General features: G+C 66.1%; 17 protein-coding genes. 14 read left to right on the top strand and 3 right to left on the bottom strand.

Annotation, left to right across the window (positions count from 1 at the left end; translation table 11 throughout):
- Positions 1 to 7: 7 nt before the first annotated feature.
- Genes KUV26_RS20055 through mraY form a run of 3 tightly spaced genes read left to right on the top strand, consistent with a single transcriptional unit; the run spans position 8 to position 3,996 of the window.
- A complete protein-coding gene (locus tag KUV26_RS20055; RefSeq protein ID WP_222505474.1) occupies positions 8 to 1,495 on the top strand; it encodes a UDP-N-acetylmuramoyl-L-alanyl-D-glutamate--2,6-diaminopimelate ligase in 1,488 nt (495 codons plus the stop codon).
- Positions 1,492 to 2,892: a UDP-N-acetylmuramoyl-tripeptide--D-alanyl-D-alanine ligase gene (gene murF, locus KUV26_RS20050; protein ID WP_222509709.1), complete on the top strand. Its 1,401-nt coding sequence runs from the start codon at positions 1,492 to 1,494 to the stop codon at positions 2,890 to 2,892. Before KUV26_RS20055 ends, murF begins: the two co-directional genes overlap by 4 nt.
- Positions 2,893 to 2,913: 21 nt before the next feature.
- The gene (gene mraY, locus KUV26_RS20045; protein WP_222505476.1) at positions 2,914 to 3,996 is read left to right on the top strand and encodes a phospho-N-acetylmuramoyl-pentapeptide-transferase; all 1,083 of its coding nucleotides are present in this window, start codon (positions 2,914 to 2,916) and stop codon (positions 3,994 to 3,996) included.
- Positions 3,997 to 4,323: 327 nt separating this feature from the next.
- On the opposite strand, the gene KUV26_RS20040 is transcribed toward mraY, so the two are convergent.
- A complete protein-coding gene (locus tag KUV26_RS20040; RefSeq protein ID WP_222509753.1) occupies positions 4,324 to 5,238 on the bottom strand; it encodes a glutaminase in 915 nt (304 codons plus the stop codon).
- Positions 5,239 to 5,368: 130 nt separating this feature from the next.
- Here KUV26_RS20040 and murD point away from each other — a divergent pair, with 130 nt between their 5' ends.
- On the top strand, positions 5,369 to 6,769 hold the full coding sequence (gene murD / locus KUV26_RS20035) for a UDP-N-acetylmuramoyl-L-alanine--D-glutamate ligase (protein ID WP_222509708.1): 1,401 nt from the start codon (positions 5,369 to 5,371) through the stop codon (positions 6,767 to 6,769).
- A 7-nt stretch (positions 6,770 to 6,776) separates the two neighbouring features.
- Here the strand turns inward: murD and KUV26_RS20030 are convergent, their stop codons facing one another.
- Positions 6,777 to 6,944: a hypothetical protein gene (locus KUV26_RS20030; RefSeq protein WP_222509707.1), complete on the bottom strand. Its 168-nt coding sequence runs from the start codon at positions 6,942 to 6,944 to the stop codon at positions 6,777 to 6,779.
- A 92-nt stretch (positions 6,945 to 7,036) separates the two neighbouring features.
- Between KUV26_RS20030 and KUV26_RS20025 the strand changes: the two genes are divergently transcribed.
- Entirely contained in the window at positions 7,037 to 7,933 is an 897-nt protein-coding gene (locus tag KUV26_RS20025; RefSeq protein ID WP_222509706.1) for a LysR substrate-binding domain-containing protein, read from the top strand.
- A gap of 58 nt (positions 7,934 to 7,991) precedes the next feature.
- Here the strand turns inward: KUV26_RS20025 and KUV26_RS20020 are convergent, their stop codons facing one another.
- A complete protein-coding gene (locus tag KUV26_RS20020; protein ID WP_222509705.1) occupies positions 7,992 to 9,173 on the bottom strand; it encodes an NAD(P)/FAD-dependent oxidoreductase in 1,182 nt (393 codons plus the stop codon).
- A 236-nt stretch (positions 9,174 to 9,409) separates the two neighbouring features.
- Between KUV26_RS20020 and ftsW the strand changes: the two genes are divergently transcribed.
- The 9 genes from ftsW (at position 9,410) to ftsZ (ending at position 20,197) form a co-directional block, all read left to right on the top strand.
- Complete coding sequence (gene ftsW, locus KUV26_RS20015; protein ID WP_222505482.1) at positions 9,410 to 10,576, top strand: putative lipid II flippase FtsW; 1,167 nt, start codon at positions 9,410 to 9,412, stop codon at positions 10,574 to 10,576.
- Between the two features lie 26 nt (positions 10,577 to 10,602).
- The gene (locus KUV26_RS20010; RefSeq protein WP_222509704.1) at positions 10,603 to 11,694 is read left to right on the top strand and encodes a UDP-N-acetylglucosamine--N-acetylmuramyl-(pentapeptide) pyrophosphoryl-undecaprenol N-acetylglucosamine transferase; all 1,092 of its coding nucleotides are present in this window, start codon (positions 10,603 to 10,605) and stop codon (positions 11,692 to 11,694) included.
- Between the two features lie 4 nt (positions 11,695 to 11,698).
- Positions 11,699 to 13,096 (top strand): UDP-N-acetylmuramate--L-alanine ligase, encoded by a 1,398-nt coding sequence (gene murC, locus KUV26_RS20005; RefSeq protein ID WP_222509703.1) that lies wholly within the window; start codon positions 11,699 to 11,701, stop codon positions 13,094 to 13,096.
- A gap of 5 nt (positions 13,097 to 13,101) precedes the next feature.
- Positions 13,102 to 13,353, top strand: coding sequence for a DUF2484 family protein (locus KUV26_RS20000; RefSeq protein ID WP_222505486.1), 252 nt, complete (start codon positions 13,102 to 13,104; stop codon positions 13,351 to 13,353).
- Positions 13,354 to 13,761: 408 nt separating this feature from the next.
- The gene (gene murB, locus KUV26_RS19995) at positions 13,762 to 14,685 is read left to right on the top strand and encodes a UDP-N-acetylmuramate dehydrogenase (protein ID WP_222505487.1); all 924 of its coding nucleotides are present in this window, start codon (positions 13,762 to 13,764) and stop codon (positions 14,683 to 14,685) included.
- A gap of 332 nt (positions 14,686 to 15,017) precedes the next feature.
- A complete protein-coding gene (locus KUV26_RS19990) occupies positions 15,018 to 15,896 on the top strand; it encodes a D-alanine--D-alanine ligase (protein WP_409996806.1) in 879 nt (292 codons plus the stop codon).
- Positions 15,884 to 16,777 (top strand): cell division protein FtsQ/DivIB, encoded by an 894-nt coding sequence (locus KUV26_RS19985; protein ID WP_222505489.1) that lies wholly within the window; start codon positions 15,884 to 15,886, stop codon positions 16,775 to 16,777. The genes KUV26_RS19990 and KUV26_RS19985 overlap by 13 nt, the downstream gene beginning before the upstream one ends.
- A gap of 1 nt (position 16,778) precedes the next feature.
- Positions 16,779 to 18,113 carry a cell division protein FtsA gene (gene ftsA / locus KUV26_RS19980; RefSeq protein WP_222505490.1) on the top strand — a complete coding sequence of 445 codons (1,335 nt, stop codon included), beginning with the start codon at positions 16,779 to 16,781 and terminating at the stop codon, positions 18,111 to 18,113.
- A gap of 374 nt (positions 18,114 to 18,487) precedes the next feature.
- Entirely contained in the window at positions 18,488 to 20,197 is a 1,710-nt protein-coding gene (ftsZ, locus tag KUV26_RS19975; protein ID WP_222509702.1) for a cell division protein FtsZ, read from the top strand.
- Positions 20,198 to 20,252: the final 55 nt, after the last annotated feature.

Genomic DNA, 20,252 nt, shown 5'->3' with positions numbered 1-20,252 from the left:
GGCCGCCATGAGCAGCAGTAGACCAGACCAGCCTCTCAGCCAATTGGGGCTTACTGCCCGCGGCGGTGCCGACCCGCAGATCCGCGGGCTGGCGGTGGACAGCCGCGAGATGCGCGACGGGTATCTTTTCGCAGCGCTACCGGGCAGCAAGGTGCATGGCGCCAAGTTCATCCCGGGCGCACTGGAGAAAGGCGCAACTGCCATCCTGACAGACGCTGCCGGGGCGGAGATCGCCGCCAAGGTTCTGGACGACAGCCATGCCGCTTTGGTCGTGGTTGAAGACCCGCGCCAGACGCTGGCCTATGCTTCCGCCCTGTGGTTCGGCCGCCAGCCGCAGACCGTGGTGGCGGTGACCGGCACCAACGGCAAGACCTCGGTCGCGACCTTCGTGCGACAGATTTGGACCGAGCTGGGCCATGAAGCCGTCAACATGGGCACCACCGGTATCGAAGGCGCCTGGAGCTATCCGCTGGCCCACACCACGCCGGAACCCATAACCCTGCACCGCGCGCTGGCAGAGGCCGCCGAAGCGGGTGTTACCCATGCGGCGATGGAGGCCTCCTCGCACGGGCTGGACCAGCGGCGCCTGGACGGGGTGCAGCTGGCCGCCGCCGGCTTCACCAATTTCACCCAGGACCATCTGGATTACCACGAAACCTTCGACGCCTATTTCACCGCCAAGGCGGGCCTGTTCCGCCGTGTGCTGCCGGAGGAGGGCGTCGCCGTCATCAACATGAACGATCCCCGCGGTGCGGAGATGCGCGCCGTCGCCGCCGCCCGCGGGCAGGAGGTGATTTCCGTGGGCCGCGGCTTGGGCGATTTGAACCTGATGGGGCTGCGCTATGACGGCACCGGGCAGGACGTGCGGTTCTCCTGGCATGACAAGCCCTATCAGGTGCGCTTGAACCTCATCGGCGGCTTCCAGGCGGAAAACGTGCTCTTGGCCTGCGGGCTGGTGATTGCGGGCGGCGAGGACCCGGAGCGGGTGTTCGAAACCCTGCCGCATCTGACCACCGTGCGCGGACGGATGCAGCTGGCAGCGTCACGCGACAACGGCTCGGCCGTGTTTGTCGATTACGCCCACACCCCGGATGCCGTTGCCAGCGCCATCAAGGCGCTGCGCCCGCATGTGCTGGGGCGGCTGATTGCCATCGTCGGCGCCGGCGGCGACCGCGACACCGGCAAGCGCCCCCTGATGGGGCAGGCGGCGCATGACAACGCCGACGTGGTGATTGTCACCGACGACAACCCCCGCAGCGAGGACCCGGCGGTGATCCGGGCAGCGGTCAAGGGCGGCGCCCCGGACTGTATCGAGATCGGCGACCGTGCCGAGGCAATCCTGCGCGGGGCGGACATGCTGCAGGCGGGCGATGCGCTGATCGTCTGCGGCAAGGGGCATGAGACCGGCCAGACCGTGGGCGACACGGTGCTGCCCTTTGATGATGTGGAACAGGCCAGCATTGCCGTGGCCGCGCTCGACGGGAGGATCGCATGAGCCTGTGGACCGCACATGAGGCCGCCGCCGCCAGTGGCGGGCAGGCACAGGGGGACTGGGCTGTCTCCGGCCTGTCAATCGACACCCGCACCATCGAGCCCGGAGACATGTTCGTTGCCCTGAAGGCCGCGCGCGATGGCCATGACTTCGTGTCGCAGGCATTGGAGAAGGGCGCAGGCGCGGCGCTGGTTTCCCGCGTTCCGGATGGGGTGCCTGCGGATGCGCCGCTGCTGATTGTTGACGACGTGCAGGCGGGGCTGGAGGCCTTGGGTCGGGCGTCGCGGGCGCGGGCGCAGGCCAAGGTCGTAGCGGTCACCGGCTCGGTCGGTAAGACCTCGACCAAGGAAATGCTGGCACGGATGCTGTCCGACCAGGGCCGCACCCATGCGGCGGTCGCCAGCTACAACAACCACTGGGGAGTGCCGCTGACGCTGGCGCGGATGCCGCGCGACACCGAATACGCGGTGATCGAGATCGGCATGAACCACCCCGGCGAGATTGCGCCGCTGGCAAAACAGGCCCGCCCGCATGTGGCGATGGTGACCACCGTCGCGGCAGTGCACCTGGAGGCGTTTGAAAACGTCGAGGGCATCGCGGCTGAGAAGGCCGCGATCATGGAAGGGCTGGAGCCGGGCGGCGTTGCGGTGCTGAACGCCGATATCGCAGAGGCCCATGTGCTGCGCGATGTGGCCGCGGATCTGGGCGCAACCGCCCGCTGGTTCGGCGAGAGCGCCGCGGACTACACCTTGCATTCCGCCGGGATCGAGGGCGAGGAGACCGTTGCCCGCGCCACTGCAAACGGGCGCGAAGTTGAGCTGCATATTCAATCGCTTGGCGCCCATTTCGCGATGAATGCACTGGGGGCGCTGGCCTGTATCGAGGCGCTGGGCGCTGATCCGGTAAAAGCTGTCGAAAGCCTCGCCCTGTGGTCGCCGGTCAAGGGCCGCGGCGTGCGCGAGACGGTCCGGCTGGCGGGCGGCGACATCACCCTCTTGGACGACAGCTACAACGCCAACCCGACCTCGATGGCGGCGGCGCTGGCAGTGCTGGCGGCAACGCCGGGGCAGGGGCGCCGGATCGCCTATGTCGGCGACATGAAGGAGCTTGGCCCGCAGGAGGTGCAGCTGCACGCCGGGCTGGCGGCTCTGGACGCGGTGCAGGGCATCGACAGGATCCACTGCATCGGCCCGCTGATGCAGGCGCTGCACGACGCCCTGCCGGAGGGGAAACGCGGCGGCTGGTACCGGACCAGCGCCGAGGCGGTGCCCGATCTGGCGGGCGAAATCCACGGCGGCGACATCGTGCTGGCCAAGGGCTCGCTCAGTATGGCGCTGGCCAAGATCGTTGACGGCATCCGCGAAATGGGTCACTCCACCCCCACACAAGAAAACGCATAAGAGAACGAGGGAAGGGCTCAGATGCTCTATTGGCTGACCGCTTTGTCGGACGGGGGGGATGTTTTCAACCTCTTCCGCTATATCACCTTCCGCGCAGGCGGCGCCTTCATGACCGCGCTGATTTTCGGTTTCCTGTTCGGCAAGCCGCTGATCAACGTGCTGCGCAAGCGCCAGGGCAAGGGGCAGCCGATCCGCGACGACGGGCCGGAGGGGCATTTCTCCAAGGCAGGCACCCCCACCATGGGCGGTCTCTTGGTGGTGGGCGCACTGCTGACCGCAACGCTGATGTGGGCGCGCTGGGACAACCCCTTTGTCTGGCTGGTGCTGTTCGTGACCATGGCCTACGGGCTCATTGGCTTTGCCGATGATTACGCCAAGGTGTCCAAGCAGAACACCAAGGGCGTGCCCGGCAAGGTGCGGCTGGCGCTGGGGATCCTGATTGCGGTGATTGCGGCGCTCTGGGCCGCGGCCTATCATCCGGCGCCCTTGCAGAACCAGCTGGCACTGCCGGTGTTCAAGGACACGCTGATCAACCTCGGGATCTTCTATGTGCCGTTCTCGATCTGCGTTCTGGTCGGGGCCGCCAATGCGGTGAACCTGACCGACGGTCTGGATGGCCTTGCGATAATGCCAGTGATGATTGCCGCGGGCACCCTGGGCGTCATCGCCTATGCGGTGGGCCGCGTCGACTTCACCGAATACCTGGACGTGCATTACGTGCCCGGCACCGGCGAGATCCTGATCTTCTGTGCCGCACTGTTCGGCGCAGGCCTCGGCTTCCTGTGGTACAACGCGCCGCCTGCCGCAGTGTTCATGGGCGACACCGGCTCTTTGGCCCTGGGCGGCGCGCTGGGCGCGATCGCCATTGCCACCAAGCACGAGCTGGTTCTGGCCATCGTCGGCGGGCTGTTCGTGGTTGAAGCGCTGTCGGTGATCATTCAGGTGCTTTACTTTAAGCGCACCGGGCGGCGGGTCTTCCTGATGGCGCCGATCCATCACCACTATGAGAAGAAGGGCTGGGCCGAGCCGCAGATCGTGATCCGCTTCTGGATCATCTCGCTGATCCTGGCGATGATCGGTCTGGCGACGCTGAAGGTGCGGTAAGACACGCCGTTTTACCGCCGCGCCGTGTTCTTGGCGGGGTGGTTTGAACTCTCTTTTCCATGGAACCGCCCGGGGCTGCTGCGCCGGGCGGTTTGTCTTTGAGGAAGAAGACGGCGCCGCCGGAGGGGCGGAGCATCGGACAGCCCTTGCCAAGGGGCTGTGCCCGTCTGTCGGCCTGTGCGGGCCCGCCCTGCACCCAATGAAGAGGTGGTCTGTGGGGGCCGGTCTCCTGGTCTTCTTGTTGCAACGGTTCGAAGGTAACCCAGCGGAGTGAAGATGTGGTGAGGGCAGCGTACTGTGGGTGCGCAACACCCGCACACGCGGCCTTCAGAACACCGACCAGTCCATTTCGCGCGCCAAAACCTCCATCGCCTCAGTACCCAGCTTGGAGTTGCCGTTGTGGTCCAGCCCCGGCGACCAGACCGCAATGCTGGCCTTGCCCGGCACGATGGCCAGAATACCGCCGCCGACCCCGCTCTTGGCGGGCAGGCCGACGCGGTAGGCGAACTCGCCCGACCCGTCGTAATGGCCGCAGGTCAGCATCAGCGCATTCAGCCGCCGCACCCTGCCTTGCGATACCAGCGCCGGCTTGGCGCCGCCGCCGATCAGGAAGCGGCCGGCCTTGGCCAGCTGCACCGTGGTCAGTTCGGTGGCGCATTGGTGGAAATAGGTGCCCAGTGTTTTCTCTGGCGTGTTCTTCAGGTTGCCGAAGGAGGCGAGGAAATTGGCAAGGGCAAAGTTGCGGTGCCCGTGGCGGGTTTCGGAGCCGGCCACCGCCTTATTGATGTGGATGTCCTCGTCCTCCGCCGCGGCGCGGATGAAGGCGAGGATTTCCGCCAGTGCCTCCTTCGGTGCGCGGCCGGCCAGCAGCGCATCGGTGGTGACGATGGCGCCCGCGTTGACGAAAGGGTTGCGGGGGCGGCCGCGTTCATGCTCCAGCTGCACGATGGAATTGAAGGCGGTGCCCGAGGGCTCGCGTCCGACACGGCTCCACAGCTGGTCGCCCGCGCGGCCAAGCGCGATGGCGAGAGTGAACACCTTGGTGATGCTTTGGGCGGAAAACCGGGTCAGCGCATCGCCCGCGTGGAACAGTCCGCCATCGGCGGTGGCCACTGCAATCGCGAACTGGTTGGGGTCAACCTGCCCCAGCTCCGGAATATAGCTGGCGACAGCGCCGCGGTCAGTGCGGCTCTGCATCTCAGCACTGATCCGGTCGAGCAAAACCTGCATGTCCGCGGCCACAGAGCGATCCTTCCTTCTTGATTTGCGCGGAATCTCCGGCATGGGCCGGGGCTTGTCAATCTGACGGCTCTGGCAAAGGCTGAGCGGATCGGATAGCGGTTCTGGCAATGGACATTTGGGAGGGCAGGTGATGATCCCGGTCAAAGGTTATGAAGGCGCAAAAGTTGCTGTGCTGGGTCTGGGGCGCTCGGGCCTGACAACCGCGCGGGCCCTGCGGGCGGGCGGTGCGGAGCCGTTGTGCTGGGATGACAACCCGGCCGCGCGCGAGGCGGCGGAGGCGGAAGGTTTTGACTGCCGCGATCTGCATAAAGCCGGTGCCTTTGATGATGTGGCGGCGCTGATCACCTCGCCCGGCATTCCCCATCTTTACCCGAAACCCAACCCGGTGATCCGCGCCGCGATGGAGGCCGGGGTGCCGGTGGACAATGACATCGGCCTGTTCTTCCGCTCCTTTGCTGATGCAGAGTGGCAGATGCATGACCAGCCGCCGCGCGTGGTGGCGGTCACCGGCTCCAACGGCAAATCGACCACGGTGGCGCTGCTGCATCACATCCTGCAGGAGGCGGGCCGCGAGAGCCAGCTGGCGGGCAACATCGGCCGCGGCGTTCTGGACATCAACCCGCCGGGCGAGGGCGGTGTGGTGGTGCTGGAGCTGTCCAGCTACCAGACCGAACTGGCGCGCGCGCTGACGCCGGATGTGGCGGTGTTCACCAACCTGTCGCCCGACCACCTGGACCGGCACGGGGGCATGGGCGGCTATTTCGCTGCCAAGCGGCGGCTGTTTTCCGAGGGCGGCCCGGACCGTGCCGTTGTCGGCATCGATGAGGACGAGGGGCTGTTCCTGGCGGGCCAGCTGTCCGAGGGCGCGGGCGATGACCGGGTGATCCGGATTTCCGCCGCGCGCAAGCTGACCGGGCCGGGCTGGCAGGTCTTTGCCCGCAAGGGGTTTCTGAGCGAATACCGCAAGGGGCGGCAGGCGGCCTCCATCGACCTGCGGGAGATGATGGGGCTGCCGGGCGCGCATAACCACCAGAACGCCTGCGCGGCCTATGCCGCGGCGCGCACCCTGGGGCTGGCGCCGCGGCTCATCGGGGACGCGATGGCGACCTTCCCCGGCCTGCCGCACCGCAGCCAGACCATCGCCGAGGCGGGCGGCGTGCGTTATGTGAATGACAGCAAGGCCACCAACCTCGATAGCGCCGTGAAGGCCCTCAGCGCCTTCAAAAACATCCGCTGGATCTGCGGCGGGCTGGAAAAGGAAGGCGGGCTGGATGCGCTCAAGGGGCAGACCGCCAATGTGCGCAAGGCCTATGTGATCGGCCGCGAGGCGGCGGGCTTTGCGCTGCAGCTGGATGTGGAGGCCGAGGTCTGCACCACCATGGCTGCGGCGGTGGAGCGCGCGATGGCGGACGCGCAGGAAGGTGACACCGTTCTGCTGGCGCCGGCCGCGGCGAGCTTTGATCAGTATGACAACTTCGAGCAGCGCGGCGATGACTTCGCCGCCGAAGTGAAGACGCGGCTGGAAGCCTAGCCGCGCCTCAAAGCCCGATGTCGCGCAGCAAATGCTCCGGCAGGTGGCTTAGCCGCCTGCGGGCCAGCTCTTGCTGCCCGGCGGTTTGGCTGGCCCGGGAGGCCCCGTGCCGGTGAAAGGCAAAAACCCTGCTGATAACGTGCCAGAGGTTCATTTGCGAAAGCATTTCCGCCATGGGCTCGATCCTTGTTCTGTCTGAACAAGATGTGGGGGGTTGCTGCGTCAATGACCAATTGAATCTCAGCGGCGCTGGTATAAGCTGTGTTGATGGATCGTTCTGTCAATCCCCTGCCGCCGCTGCCGGCTGTGCGCGTTTTTGAGGCGGCGGCCCGGCTGGGCAGTTTCAGCCGCGCGGCGGAGGAGCTTGCAATGACGCAGGCTGCTGTAAGCTACCAGATCAAGCTGCTGGAGGACCGGGCGGGCCGGCCTCTGTTCAAAAGGCTGCCGCGCGGGGTGGCACCGACTGCAGCGGGCAAGGTGCTGCAGAGGCAGGCCAGCGAGGCGCTGGACCTGCTGCGCCAGGGCTGGGCGGATCTGCGCGGAAGCGGCGGTGAGGAGCTGGTGATCAGCACCCTCACCAGTTTCGCCGCCTTCATCCTGGCACCAAGGCTGGGGCAGTTTCAGGTGGCGCATCCGGGCATCACCACGCGGGTGGATGTCAATCCGCGGGTGGTGGATCTGCTGGCGGGCGAGGCCACCGTGGCGATCCGGGCCGGGCGCGGCAGCTGGCCGGGGCTTGCGGCGGACCTGCTGATCCGCTCCAGCTACACACCTCTGCTGACGCCGGCGCTGATGGAGACCCACGGCCCCATAAGGGAGCCGGCCGACCTGCTGCGGGTGCCGCGGGTGGATGCCGGCGATCCGGCCTGGGCCATGTGGTTCCGCGCAGCGGGCGTAGAGCCGCCGAAACAGGCGGACCAGCACAGCCTCGGCACCCAGATGCTGGAAGTGCAGGCGGCGCTGGCGGGGCAAGGGGCCTGCCTGCTGACACCGGCCTATGCCCGCGGCCTGATCGCCAGCGGCGCGCTGGTGCAGCCGTTCGATCTGGTGACGGAGGATGATATTTCGGTCTGGCTCGTCTACCCGGAAGCACGCCGCGATGCGCCGGCCATTGCGGCCTTCCGCAGCTGGCTGCTGGCGGAGGTGGCCGATCTGGAGGTGTAAGAGATTGCAGGGAAAGGCTGCAGGGCTTCAGACACACCCGAGCGAAAGTCCCGTTGGCTCAGCTCTTGGCGGCGATGGCGGTGCCAGCGGCGTGGCCGGAGGCCCAAGCCCATTGGAAGTTGTAACCGCCGAGCCAGCCGGTTACATCCACCGCTTCGCCGATGGCAAAGAGGCCGGGGGCGGCTTTCGCTTCCATTGTCTTGGAGGACAGGCCATCGGTGTCGATGCCGCCCAGGGTGACTTCTGCCGTGCGGTAGCCTTCGGTTCCGGCCGGCAGCAGATGCCAGTTTCGCAGGGATTCGCAGAGTGCGGACAATGCACCGTCGGACTGGTCGGCGAGACGGCCCTTGAGGCCGAGCTGCGGGGCGAGGAAGTCCACCAGCTTGCCGGGCAGGTGGCGCGACAGTTCGGTGGTGAGATCGCGGCGGCCTTCGGCCTGGCGCTGTTCCCGCAACAGATCGTAGAGTGGTGTGCCGGGGATGAGGTTCACGGTGATCTCCTCCCCCTCGCGCCAGTAGGAGGAGAGCTGCAGCACCGACGGGCCAGAGAGGCCCCGGTGGGTGAACAGCAGCGCCTCGTCAAACGCGGTGCGGGCGTTTGACAGCCGCGCAGGCAGCGAAACGCCCGCCAGCGGCTGGAAGCGCCCGTCCGGAAAGGTGAAGGGCACCAGCGCCGGGCGGGTCTCGGTCAGCTCCAGCCCGAACTGGCGGGCGAGGTCATAGGCAAGCCCGGTGGCGCCCATTTTGGGGATCGACTTGCCGCCGGTGGCCAGCACCAGATTGCGGCAGGTGATGGTCTGCAGCTGGCCTTCTCGCTGCAGTTTGACCGTATACCCGTCCGCGGTCTGCGCCACCGTCTCGACGGAAGTGTGCAGCCAGAGGTCCGCGCCGGCCTTGCGCATCTCCTCCACCAGCATGGCGATGATCTGCTTGGAGGAGCCGTCGCAGAACAGCTGGCCCAGTGTTTTTTCGTGCCAGGCGATGCCGTGGCGGCCGACCAGCTCGATAAAGTCCCACTGGGTGTAGCGTGCCAGCGCCGACTTGCAGAAATGCGGATTGGCGGAAAGGTAGTTCTTCGCCTCGGCATACATGTTGGTGAAGTTGCAGCGGCCGCCGCCGGAAATCCGGATCTTCTCGCCTGGCGCCTTGGCATGGTCGATGACCAAGGTGCTGCCGCCGCAATAGCGCGCGCACATCATGCCGGCTGCGCCGGCGCCGAGAATCAGAGTGTTTATCCGCATGGCGCGCATCGACCACGGAACCGGCGGCGGCGCAAGGGGAAGGCGGCCTTGGCACAGGCTGGCGGATCGGTGCCGGCTGACTGGCAGCTTCCCGCCTGTCAAGACGGCCCGCTGCGCGAGAGGTGGATTCTTGCCGAACTGTGTTCTTTTTCTGGCGCCGCGGCTCACGTTTCGTTACAGTTTCAGGGAGACCCCGAAAAATGGGGCGGAACGAGGCATATAGTGGCGGTATTCCCATGACTGAGATGGTCTATGGCGCGGTTCCCGTGCAGGCTGGTGAGCCGATTCTTCCCAAGTGGTGGCGGACGCTGGATAAATGGACGATGTCCTGCATCCTGATGCTGTTCGTGATCGGGCTTTTGCTGGGGCTGGCGGCTTCGGTGCCGCTGGCGGAGCGCAACGGGTTCGGCAATTTCCACTACGTGCAGCGCCAGGCGGTGTTTGGGCTGACGGCGCTGGCGGCGATGCTGATAACCTCGGTGATGTCGCCGGTTCTGGTGCGGCGGCTGGCGGTGGTCGGCTTTGCCGCGGCTTTTGTCGCGCTGGCTTTCCTGCCGATCTTCGGCACCGACTTCGGCAAGGGGGCGGTGCGCTGGTACTCGCTTGGCTTCGCCTCGCTGCAGCCGTCGGAGTTCCTGAAGCCCGGCTTCATCGTGGTCGCGGCCTGGATGATTGCGGCCAGCCAGCAGATCAACGGCCCGCCGGGCACGCTGATGTCCTTTGCGCTGTGCATGATGGTGGTGATGATGCTGGTGCTGCAGCCGGATTTCGGCCAGGCCTGCCTGATCCTGTTCGGCTGGGGGGTGATGTATTTCGTGGCCGGCGCGCCGATGCTGCTGTTGGTGTGCATGGCCGGGGTGGTCGTGCTGGGAGGCGTATTCGCCTATAACAGTTCCGAGCATTTTGCCCGCCGCATCGACGGCTTTTTGAACCCGGATGTCGATCCCACCACCCAGCTGGGCTATGCCACCAACGCGATCCGCGAGGGCGGCCTGTTCGGGGTCGGCGTCGGCGAGGGGCAGGTGAAGTGGTCGCTGCCGGATGCCCATACCGACTTTATCGTCGCCGTTGCGGCCGAGGAATACGGGCTGGTGCTGGTGGCGGTGCTGATTGCGCTTTATGCCTCCATCGTTGTGCGCTCGCTGTTCCGGCTGATGCGCGAGCGTGACACGTTCATCCGTCTGGCGGGAACCGGGCTGGTCTGCGTTTTCGGGGTGCAGGCGATGATCAACATGGGGGTCGCGGTGCGGCTCCTGCCCGCCAAAGGCATGACTTTGCCGTTTGTCAGCTACGGCGGATCCTCGCTGATTGCCACCGGGATCGCGGTGGGTATGCTCCTGGCCTTTACCCGGACGCGCCCGCAAGGCGGGATTGCCGACTACCTGAACGGCCGCGGCCGCTGACGAGATTAGGAAAGAGGCCGGCTTCGATGGCACAGAAAATGCTTTTGATGGCTGCCGGGGGAACCGGCGGCCATATGTTTCCTGCACAGGCGCTTGCCGAGATGATGCTGGCGCGGGGCTGGCGGGTGAAGCTGTCAACGGACGCGCGGGGCGCGCGCTACACCGCCGCGTTTCCAAGCGCGGTGGAAATTTCGCAGGTGTCCTCTGCCACCTTTGCCCGCGGCGGGCTGCTGGCCAAGGCGCTGGTGGGGCCGAAGATCGCCGGCGGGGTGCTGTCTATGGCTTTGCAGATGCGCCGGGACCGGCCCGATGCGGTGATCGGTTTCGGCGGGTACCCGTCGATTCCGGCGCTGGGGGCGGCGCTATTGCTGAAACGGCCGCGGATGATCCATGAGCAGAACGGCGTGCTGGGGCGCGTGAACCAGATCTTTGCCGCCCGCGTGGCAGGCGTCGCCTGCGGCACCTGGCCGACAACGCTGCCCGACGGGGTGCCGCATGAGCATGTGGGCAACCCGGTGCGCGGCGCGGTGAAGGAGCGGGCAGGCGCCGGATATATCCCGCCGGGCGATTACCCGATGTCGCTCTTGGTAATGGGCGGCAGCCAGGGCGCGCGGATCCTGTCCGACGTGGTGCCCGCCGCCGTGGCGGCGCTGCCGGAAGGGATCCGCAAGCACCTGCGCGTTTCGCATCAGGCGCGCGAGGAGGACCTGGAGCGGGTCAGTGCGTTTTACGCTGAGCACGGCATCAACGCTGATGTGCAGACCTTCTTCACCGATGTGCCTGCCCGCATGTCGGAGGCGCAGCTGGTGATCTCTCGCTCCGGGGCGTCCTCGGTTGCGGATATCTCGGTGATCGGGCGGCCTTCGATCCTGATCCCCTTTGCCGCCGCTGCCGGCGACCACCAGACCGCCAATGCCCGCGGGCTGGTTGACGCCAATGCCGCCGTGATGATCCCGGAAAGCGCCCTTGATGTTCCGGTGCTGGCAGAGCATATGGGCGCAATTCTGAGTAACCCGCAGGCTGCGTCGCAGATGGCTAACGCAGCGCTGAGCGCCGGCGTCCCGGATGCCGCCGAACGGCTGGCGGCGCTTGTTGAACAACTGGCCCAGGAAGGATGAGAGTATGAACCCTGCAACCAAGCTGCCCGGCGACGTCGGCCCGATCCATTTCGTTGGCATCGGAGGCATCGGCATGTCGGGCATCGCCGAGGTGCTGCTGAACCTGGGCTACAGGGTGCAGGGGTCGGACCTGAAATCCTCCAAAATCACCCGGCGGCTGGAAGAGCTGGGCGCGCGCATCTTCGTGGGACAGAAGGCGGAGAACCTGGAGGACGCCGCGGTTGTGGTGATCTCCTCGGCGATCAAGCCAGGCAATCCGGAACTGGACGAGGCCCGCCTGCGCGGCCTGCCGGTGGTGCGCCGCGCCGACATGCTGGCGGAGCTGATGCGGCTGAAATCCAACGTCGCCATTGCCGGCACCCACGGCAAGACCACCACCACCACGATGATGGCGGAGCTGATGGTGGCGGGCGGCTTTGACCCCACCATCATCAACGGCGGCATCATCCACGCCTACGGCTCCAATGCGCGGATGGGGCAGGGCGAATGGATGGTGGTCGAGGCGGATGAGAGCGACGGCTCTTTCAACCGTTTGCCCGCGACCATTGCTGTTGTCACCAACATCGACCCGGAGCACATGGAGCACTGGGGCGACTTCGACACCCTGCGCGACGGCTTTCTGGAGTTCGTCTCCAACATCCCGTTCTACGGTATCGCGGTCTGCTGCACCGACCACCCCGAGGTGCAGGCGCTGGTTGGGCGGATTTCCGATCGCCGGGTTGTAACCTACGGCTTCAACGCGCAGGCCGATGTGCGGGCGGTGAACCTGACCTACAAGGCGGGTGTCGCGCATTTCGACGTGGTGCTGCAGGCTGAAGACCGGGTGATTGAGGGCTGCACTCTGCCGATGCCGGGCGACCACAATGTCTCCAACGCCTTGTCCGCGGTCGCTGTGGCGCGGCATCTGGGCATGAACAGCACCGAGATCCGCGAGGCGCTGGCGGCCTTTGGCGGGGTGAACCGGCGTTTCACCAAGGTGGGCGAAGTGAACGGCGTCACCATCATCGATGACTACGGTCACCATCCGGTGGAGATCGCCGCAGTGCTGAAGGCGGCGCGCCAGGCCAGCGAGGGCCGGGTGATCGCGGTGCATCAGCCGCACCGCTATTCGCGGCTGTCGAACCTTTTCGACGATTTCTGCGCCTGCTTCAACGAGGCCGACGTGGTGGCGATTGCCGAGGTGTTTGCGGCCGGAGAGGAGCCGATCGAAGGCGCCAGCCGCGATGATCTGGTCGAGGGGCTGATCCGCCACGGCCACCGCCATGCCCGCGCCATCCTGAGCGAGGACGACCTGGAGCGCCTGGTGCGCGAGCAGGCGCGGCCCGGCGACATGGTGGTCTGCCTGGGCGCCGGCACAATCAGCACCTGGGCCAACGGCCTGCCTGCGCGCCTGGAGCGATAGGGGGCATGACGCTTTCCCTGACCCTGGCCGCCGTCTGGGCGCTGGCGGCCAACATCTTGGCGATGATCCCCAGCCGCGACAACCACTGGCGCCGCGCCTATGTGCTGATCGCGCTGGGAATTCCGCTGCTCGGCTATGTCACCTATGAGAACGGCCCCTGGTGGGGGCTGGCGGTGCTGCTGGCAGGGATGTCGGTGCTGCGCTGGCCGGTGTTGTATTTCGGGCGCTGGCTGCGGCGGCAGGCGCGGCGGGGATAGTAACCGAAAATGATTTGGGCCATTTGGCTATTTTTTGGTGCGCTGTGGCTTGCCGGCTTTTATGCGCTGGCACGGTCCAGCAGGGCTGGGACTGCACTTGCAATTGCGGTTGTGTGGGCTGCTGTTCTTGCTTGGCTGATATGGCGGGTGGTGACTGAACCCCATGACGTGGAAGGCGTAGCGTTAGTGCTTTATCTCGGAGGGCATCTTGTTTACGGAGTATGCTCGCTGGTTGGCTGGCTGTGGGGCCGTGTGAAAGGCCGGTGAAGGCGCTGAAGTGAAATTGCTTGGGACCGGCGGGCAGGATCGGCGCGGTCAGGCCTGACACCGGAGCCGCAAAGCACGGCGTTGTGCCGGGCGGCAATTGATTGGTAGATGCAGACTGCAATGCATTGAGGGACGGGCGACATGAAGCTGAATGGTATCCGGGGGAAGGTGACTCCCAACCGTGATTTGGCGGAGCTGACCTGGCTGCGGGTCGGCGGGCCGGCGGACCATTTGTTTCAGCCCGCGGATATTGACGATCTCGCGGATTTCCTGCGCCAGCTGGACCCGGCGGTGCCGGTGTTCCCGATGGGCGTCGGGTCCAACCTGATCGTGCGCGACGGCGGCATGCGGGCGGTGGTGATCCGGCTGGGCCGCGGCTTCAACGGCATTGAAACCGATGGCGATACTGTCACTGCCGGCGCCGCGGCGCTGGATGCTCATGTGGCCAAGCGCGCCGCGGATGCGGGCATCGACCTGACCTTCCTGCGCACCATTCCCGGCTCCATCGGCGGCGCAGTGCGGATGAACGCGGGCTGCTACGGCAGCTACACCGCCGATGTGTTCGTGTCGGCCACCATCGTCACCCGCGCGGGGGAAATCCGCGAAATCACCGCCGGGGAGCTGGACTTTCAGTACCGGCAGACGGCGTTTCCGGAGGGGGCGGTGCTGGTCTCCGCCACCCTGCGCGGGCCCAAGGGCGAGCCTGCGGAGCTGCATGCGCGGATGGCGGTGCAGTTGCAGAAGCGGGATGAGACCCAGCCGACGCGGGACCGCTCGGCGGGCTCCACCTTCCGCAACCCCGCCGGCTTTTCCTCAACCGGGCGGGCCGATGACGTGCATGACCTGAAGGCGTGGAAGGTGATCGACAACGCCGGCATGCGCGGCGCGCGGCGCGGCGGCGCGCAAATGAGCGAGAAGCATTCCAATTTCCTGATCAACACCGGTGGCGCAACTGCCGCAGATTTGGAGGGGCTGGGCGAAGATGTGCGGAAAAGGGTTTACGAGAATTCCGGCATCACGCTAGAGTGGGAAATCATGCGGATTGGTGATCCGCTTCCCGAATGACCGGAAATCCCTTGCGCTGACAAAGGCTTGTCCGGCTGCAGCGTTAAGCGGCACATTGTTCCGGAGCGGGTTTGGGAGCGAGGTATCTTAACCGTGGTAAAGGCATTGTTAACACCCCGGTAAGACTTCGGGCGTTAGGGTGCCGGAGAGGCGGCAATGCACTGCCGGTTTCAGGGGCGAAACGCCCTGCACGCATCAGCCGGCGGCAAGCCGGCGCTAAGAGATAAAACGGGTCTGTTGCAGGCCTTAAGAAACAGGGGCGCAAAGCTCCGCATATTGAGGCGCTTGTGGTGAGTAAGTCGAGCAGGGCACTCCCGAAAGTCGCGGTGCTGATGGGCGGACCGTCAGCCGAACGCGAGGTATCGCTGTCCAGCGGCCGTGAATGCGCGGCAGCGCTGCGCGGTGAGGGGTTCGAGGTTGTGGAAGTGGATGCAGGGGCGGATCTGCATGCGCGGCTGACGGCAATCAAACCGGACGTGGTGTTCAACGCGCTGCACGGGCGCTGGGGCGAGGACGGCTGCGTCCAGGGCGTGCTGGAATGGCTGCAGATCCCCTATACCCACTCCGGGGTGCTGGCCTCGGCGCTGGCGATGGACAAGCAGCGCTCGAAGGAAGTGTACCGCGCGGCCGGGCTGCCGGTTGTGGAAAGCGGCCTCTTTGCCAAGGGCGACGTGTGCGCCGGCCATGTGATGGCGCCGCCCTATGTGGTGAAGCCCAATAACGAAGGCTCCAGCGTCGGCATCTATATCGTGCATGAGGCCGCCAACGGCCCGCCGCAGCTGTCAGAGGCAATGCCGCAGCAGGTGATGGTGGAGACCTATGCGCCCGGGCGCGAGCTGACCACCACGGTGGTGGGCGACCGGGCGCTGACGGTAACCGACATCCTGACCGAAGGCTGGTATGACTATGACGCCAAATACAAGCCGGGCGGCTCGCGCCATGTGCTGCCCGCCGACCTGCCGCGGGAAATCTTCGATCTGTGCCTGGAATATGCGCTGACTGCGCATGATGCACTGGGCTGCCGCGGTGTCAGCCGCACCGATTTCCGCTGGGATGAGGCGCGCGGGGCCAGCGGCCTGGTGCTGCTTGAAACCAACACCCAGCCCGGCATGACCCCGACCTCGCTGGCGCCGGAGCAGGCGGCCCATTGCGGCATGAGCTTCGGCCAGCTCTGCGCCTGGATGGTGGAGGATGCCTCATGCAACCGCTGACGGGCTGGTTCCGCAAGCCGGACGACGGGCGGTGCGATCCGGCGCCGTCGCGGCTGAAGTACCGTTTGCAGCGCTGGATGCTGACGCCGGGTATCCGCTTCGGCCTGCGCTTCGGGGTTCCGTTCTTTCTGGTGTTCGCTGCGGGCAGTGCCTATCTCGCCGACGAAGCCCGGCGCGCGGCGCTGGTGGGGGTCTATAACGACGCCCGCGCCGCGATTCAGGAGCGGCCTGAGTTCATGGTCAACGTGATGGCGGTGGACGGGGCCGGCCCGAGCGTGGCGCGCGACATCCGTGAAGTGGTGCCGGTGGATTTCCCGGTCAGTTCCTTCGACCTGGACCTGGAGCAGATCCGCGACGTGATCACCGGGCTGGATCCGGTGAAGACCGCAAGCGTCAGGATCCGCCCGGGCGGTATCCTGCAGGTGGATGTCGAGGAGCGCGAGCCGGCGCTGATCTGGCGCAGCCGCGAGGGGCTGGCGCTTTTGGATGAAAACGGCATCCACGTCGCAGAACTGGGCCGCCGCAGCCTGCATCCGGACCTGCCGCTGATCGCAGGCAAGGGGGCGGCCAAGCACGCGGCGCAGGCGTTGCGGCTGTTTGCGGCCGCAAAACCGCTTGGGCCGCGGCTGCGCGGGCTGGTCCGCGTCGGCGAACGGCGCTGGGACGTGGTGCTGGACCGCAAGCAGCGCATCATGCTGCCGGCCCAGAACCCGGTCCGGGCGCTGGAGCGGGTGCTGGCGGTCAGTGAAGTACAGGATTTGCTGGAACGCGATGTGGCCGCGGTGGATATGCGTCTGGCTGGGCGCCCCACCGTGCGGATGACCGAAAACTCGGTGGAAAACTGGTGGCGGATCCGGCAATTGAACGGGGGCGGGCAGTAACATGACAGATCTCTATCAATCGCAGCGGGCGATGCGGCACATGCGCCGCCAGGCGATGCAGCGCGGCGTGGTGGCCATTCTGGACGTGGGCAGTTCCAAGATCGCCTGTCTGGTGCTGCGCTTTGATGGCACCGGGCGGCTGAGCGAGGACGGTTCCATCGGCGCCTTGGCCGGGCAGTCCGGGTTCCGGGTGATCGGCGCCGCGACCACGCGGTCGCGCGGTGTGCAGTTCGGTGAAATCACCGCCATGCAGGAGACCGAACGCGCGATCCGCACCGCGGTGCAGGCGGCACAGAAGATGGCCGAGGTGCGGGTCGATCACGTGATCGCCTGTTTTTCCGGCGCCAATCCGCGCTCCTACGGGCTGGACGCCAAGCTGGACCTGGAAGGGCAGGTGGTGTCCGAGCATGAGGTGGCGCAGGTGCTGGCCTCCTGCGAGGTGCCGGAATACGGTGCCGGCCGCGAAGTGCTGCATGCGCAGCCGGTGAACTTCGCGCTCGACAACCGCTCCGGCCTCGGCGATCCGCGCGGCCAGATGGGGCAGACGCTGGCCGTGGACATGCACATGCTGACCGTCGATGCCATTGCGGTGCAGAACCTGGTGCGCTGCATTCAGCGCTGCGACTTGGAGCTGGCGGGGATTGCATCTTCGGCCTATGCCTCCGGCTTCTCGGCGCTGGTGGAGGATGAACAGGAACTGGGCGCGGCCTGCATCGACATGGGCGGCGGCTCGGCCTCGATTTCGATCTTCATGAAGAAGCACATGATCTATGCCGACGCGGTGCGTCTGGGCGGCGACCATATCACCAGCGACATCTCGATGGGGCTGGGCATTCCGATGGCCAATGCGGAGCGGATCAAGACCTTCAATGGCGGGGTGCATGCCACCGGCGCCGACGACCGCGAGATCATCGATATCGGCGGCGACACCGGCGACTGGGAGCATGACCGCCGCACCGTCAGCCGGGCCGAGCTGATCGGCATCATGCGCCCACGCGTCGAGGAAATCCTCGAGGAGGTGCGGGCCCGGCTGGATGCGGCGGGGTTCGAATACCTGCCCAGCCAGCAGATCGTGCTGACCGGCGGCTCCAGCCAGATCATGGGGCTGGACGGGCTGGCGAGCCGGATCCTCGGCCAGCAAGTGCGGCTGGGCCGCCCGCTGCGGGTGCATGGCCTGCCGCAATCGGCGACCGGGCCGGGTTTTGCCTCTGCCGTCGGGCTGTGCCTGTTTGCTGCCCACCCGCAGGATGAATGGTGGGATTTCGAGATGCCGGCGGGCCGCCATCCGGCGGGCACCCTGGGGCGCGCGGTTCGCTGGTTCCGCGACAACTGGTAAGTGTGAAATCAATTCAGCCGGAACGGGCAAAGAGGGCGTGACACTGCCCTTATGACCCGTTAGGCTGTTCTTAACGTCCGCAAAAATGCGGCGATTCAGCAGGCCGGGCAGTGGCCAGCAAAAAATCAGGATCCGTTTCCACCCGCAAAGCATTTTTGCGGGCGGGGAGGCTTTGTTGTGTGCTGCTTGTGCTTGAACCGCTATATCTGCTAGGGACGGCGAAATACCGCGGTTTTTACCTTAGAATGAGGTCTTATTTTGTGGTTCGTCGTGCTTTTTGGGATGACGAAACACCCTCTCCGCGGTAAGATTATGGTGAATAGGACAGGAATAAGCCCTTTGCGGGAAGGGCAGGTAACACAGGCGGTATGAGCATGACGTTGAACCTTTCGATGCCCGGGAATGAAGAGTTGAAGCCGAAGATCACTGTGTTCGGTGTCGGCGGCGCTGGCGGAAATGCCGTCAACAACATGATCGCAAAGGAATTGGATGGCGTCGAATTCGTCGTGGCCAATACCGACGCTCAGGCTCTGCAGCAGAGTGCCGCAAAGAGCCGGGTTCAGCTGGGTATCAAGGTCACCGAAGGGCTGGGCGCAGGCGCCCGCCCGCAGGTTGGCTCGGCCGCGGCTGAGGAAAGCATCGAGCAGATCGTCGATCACCTGGCCGGCGCGCATATGTGCTTCATCACCGCGGGCATGGGCGGCGGCACCGGCACCGGCGCCGCGCCGATCATCGCGCAGGCCGCGCGTGAGCTGGGCGTGCTGACCGTCGGCGTTGTCACCAAACCGTTCCAGTTCGAAGGCCTGAAGCGGATGCGCCAGGCCGAAGCCGGTGTCGAGAGCCTGCAGAAGGTGGTCGATACGCTGATCATCATTCCGAACCAGAACCTGTTCCGCCTGGCCAATGAAAAGACCACCTTCACCGAGGCGTTCTCGATGGCGGATGATGTTCTGTACCAGGGCGTCAAGGGCGTCACCGACCTGATGGTCCGGCCCGGCCTGATCAACCTCGACTTTGCCGACGTCCGCGCCGTGATGGACGAGATGGGCAAGGCGATGATGGGCACCGGTGAGGGCGAGGGCGAGGACCGTGCGGTCCAGGCCGCCGAAAAGGCGATCGCCAACCCGCTGCTGGATGAAATCAGCCTCAAGGGCGCCAAGGGTGTGCTGATCAACATCACCGGCAGCCATGACCTGACCCTGTTCGAGCTGGACGAGGCCGCCAACCGCATCCGCGAGGAAGTGGACCCGGATGCCAACATCATCGTCGGCTCCACCCTGGATACCGGCATGGAAGGCCGGATGCGGGTGTCCGTCGTGGCCACCGGCATCGACGCTACCGACGTGAACACCGAAATGCCGGTGCCGCGCCGCCCGATGTCGGCACCGCTGCGCCAGACCGTCAGCGTCGAAGAAAACCGCGCCGCACCGCTGGAGCTGGAAACCCCGGTTCAGCAGCCTGCTGCCGAGACCGCACCGGCCCCCGCTGCCGAGGCCCCGGCTGCCGCCGCTCTGGAAGAGCCGTCGCTGTTCGAGGAGCTGAACGTTCAGCAGGCCGCCGCACAGGAGCAGCCCGAAGACGTGTTCGAGGACGTGGAGCAGATGAGCGACGACGGCCTGCCGCCGCCGGCCTACCAGCCGCAGGTGCCGGAGTTCCGCCCGCAGGCGGATGTCGCAGAACCCCCGCAGGCAGCCTTTGTCGCGCCCAAGGCCCCCGCGCCGGGCACCCCGTCCCCGCAAGCGCTGGAGCGTCTGCAGGCCGCCGCCCAGCGGGTGCAGCAGCCGCAGCAGCAGGCCCCGCAGCCCGTGCGCCCCGCAGCCCCTGCCGCCCAGGCGCCGCAACAGCAGCAATCGCAGCAGCAGCCCGAAGGGCAGCGCCGCTTTGGCCTGAATTCGCTGATCCACCGGATGACCGGCAGCAATGACGCCCCGGCCGCGAAACAGCAGCCGCAGGCGGTGCGCCAGCAGCCTTCGATGCAGGCACACGCCCCGGCGGCCCAGCCGCAGCAGGTGCAACAACAGCAGGCCGATCCGGACCAGGAACGCATCGAAATCCCTGCATTCCTGCGCCGCCAGGCCAACTGACGCATCACATATCACGCTTCAAAAGCCGCCCGGAGGGCGGCTTTTTTGCATTTAA

The sequence above is a fragment of the Leisingera daeponensis genome (assembly GCF_019801465.1).
GTDB lineage: Bacteria > Pseudomonadota > Alphaproteobacteria > Rhodobacterales > Rhodobacteraceae > Leisingera > Leisingera daeponensis_A.
This window is presented reverse-complemented; position numbering and strand designations above follow the sequence as displayed.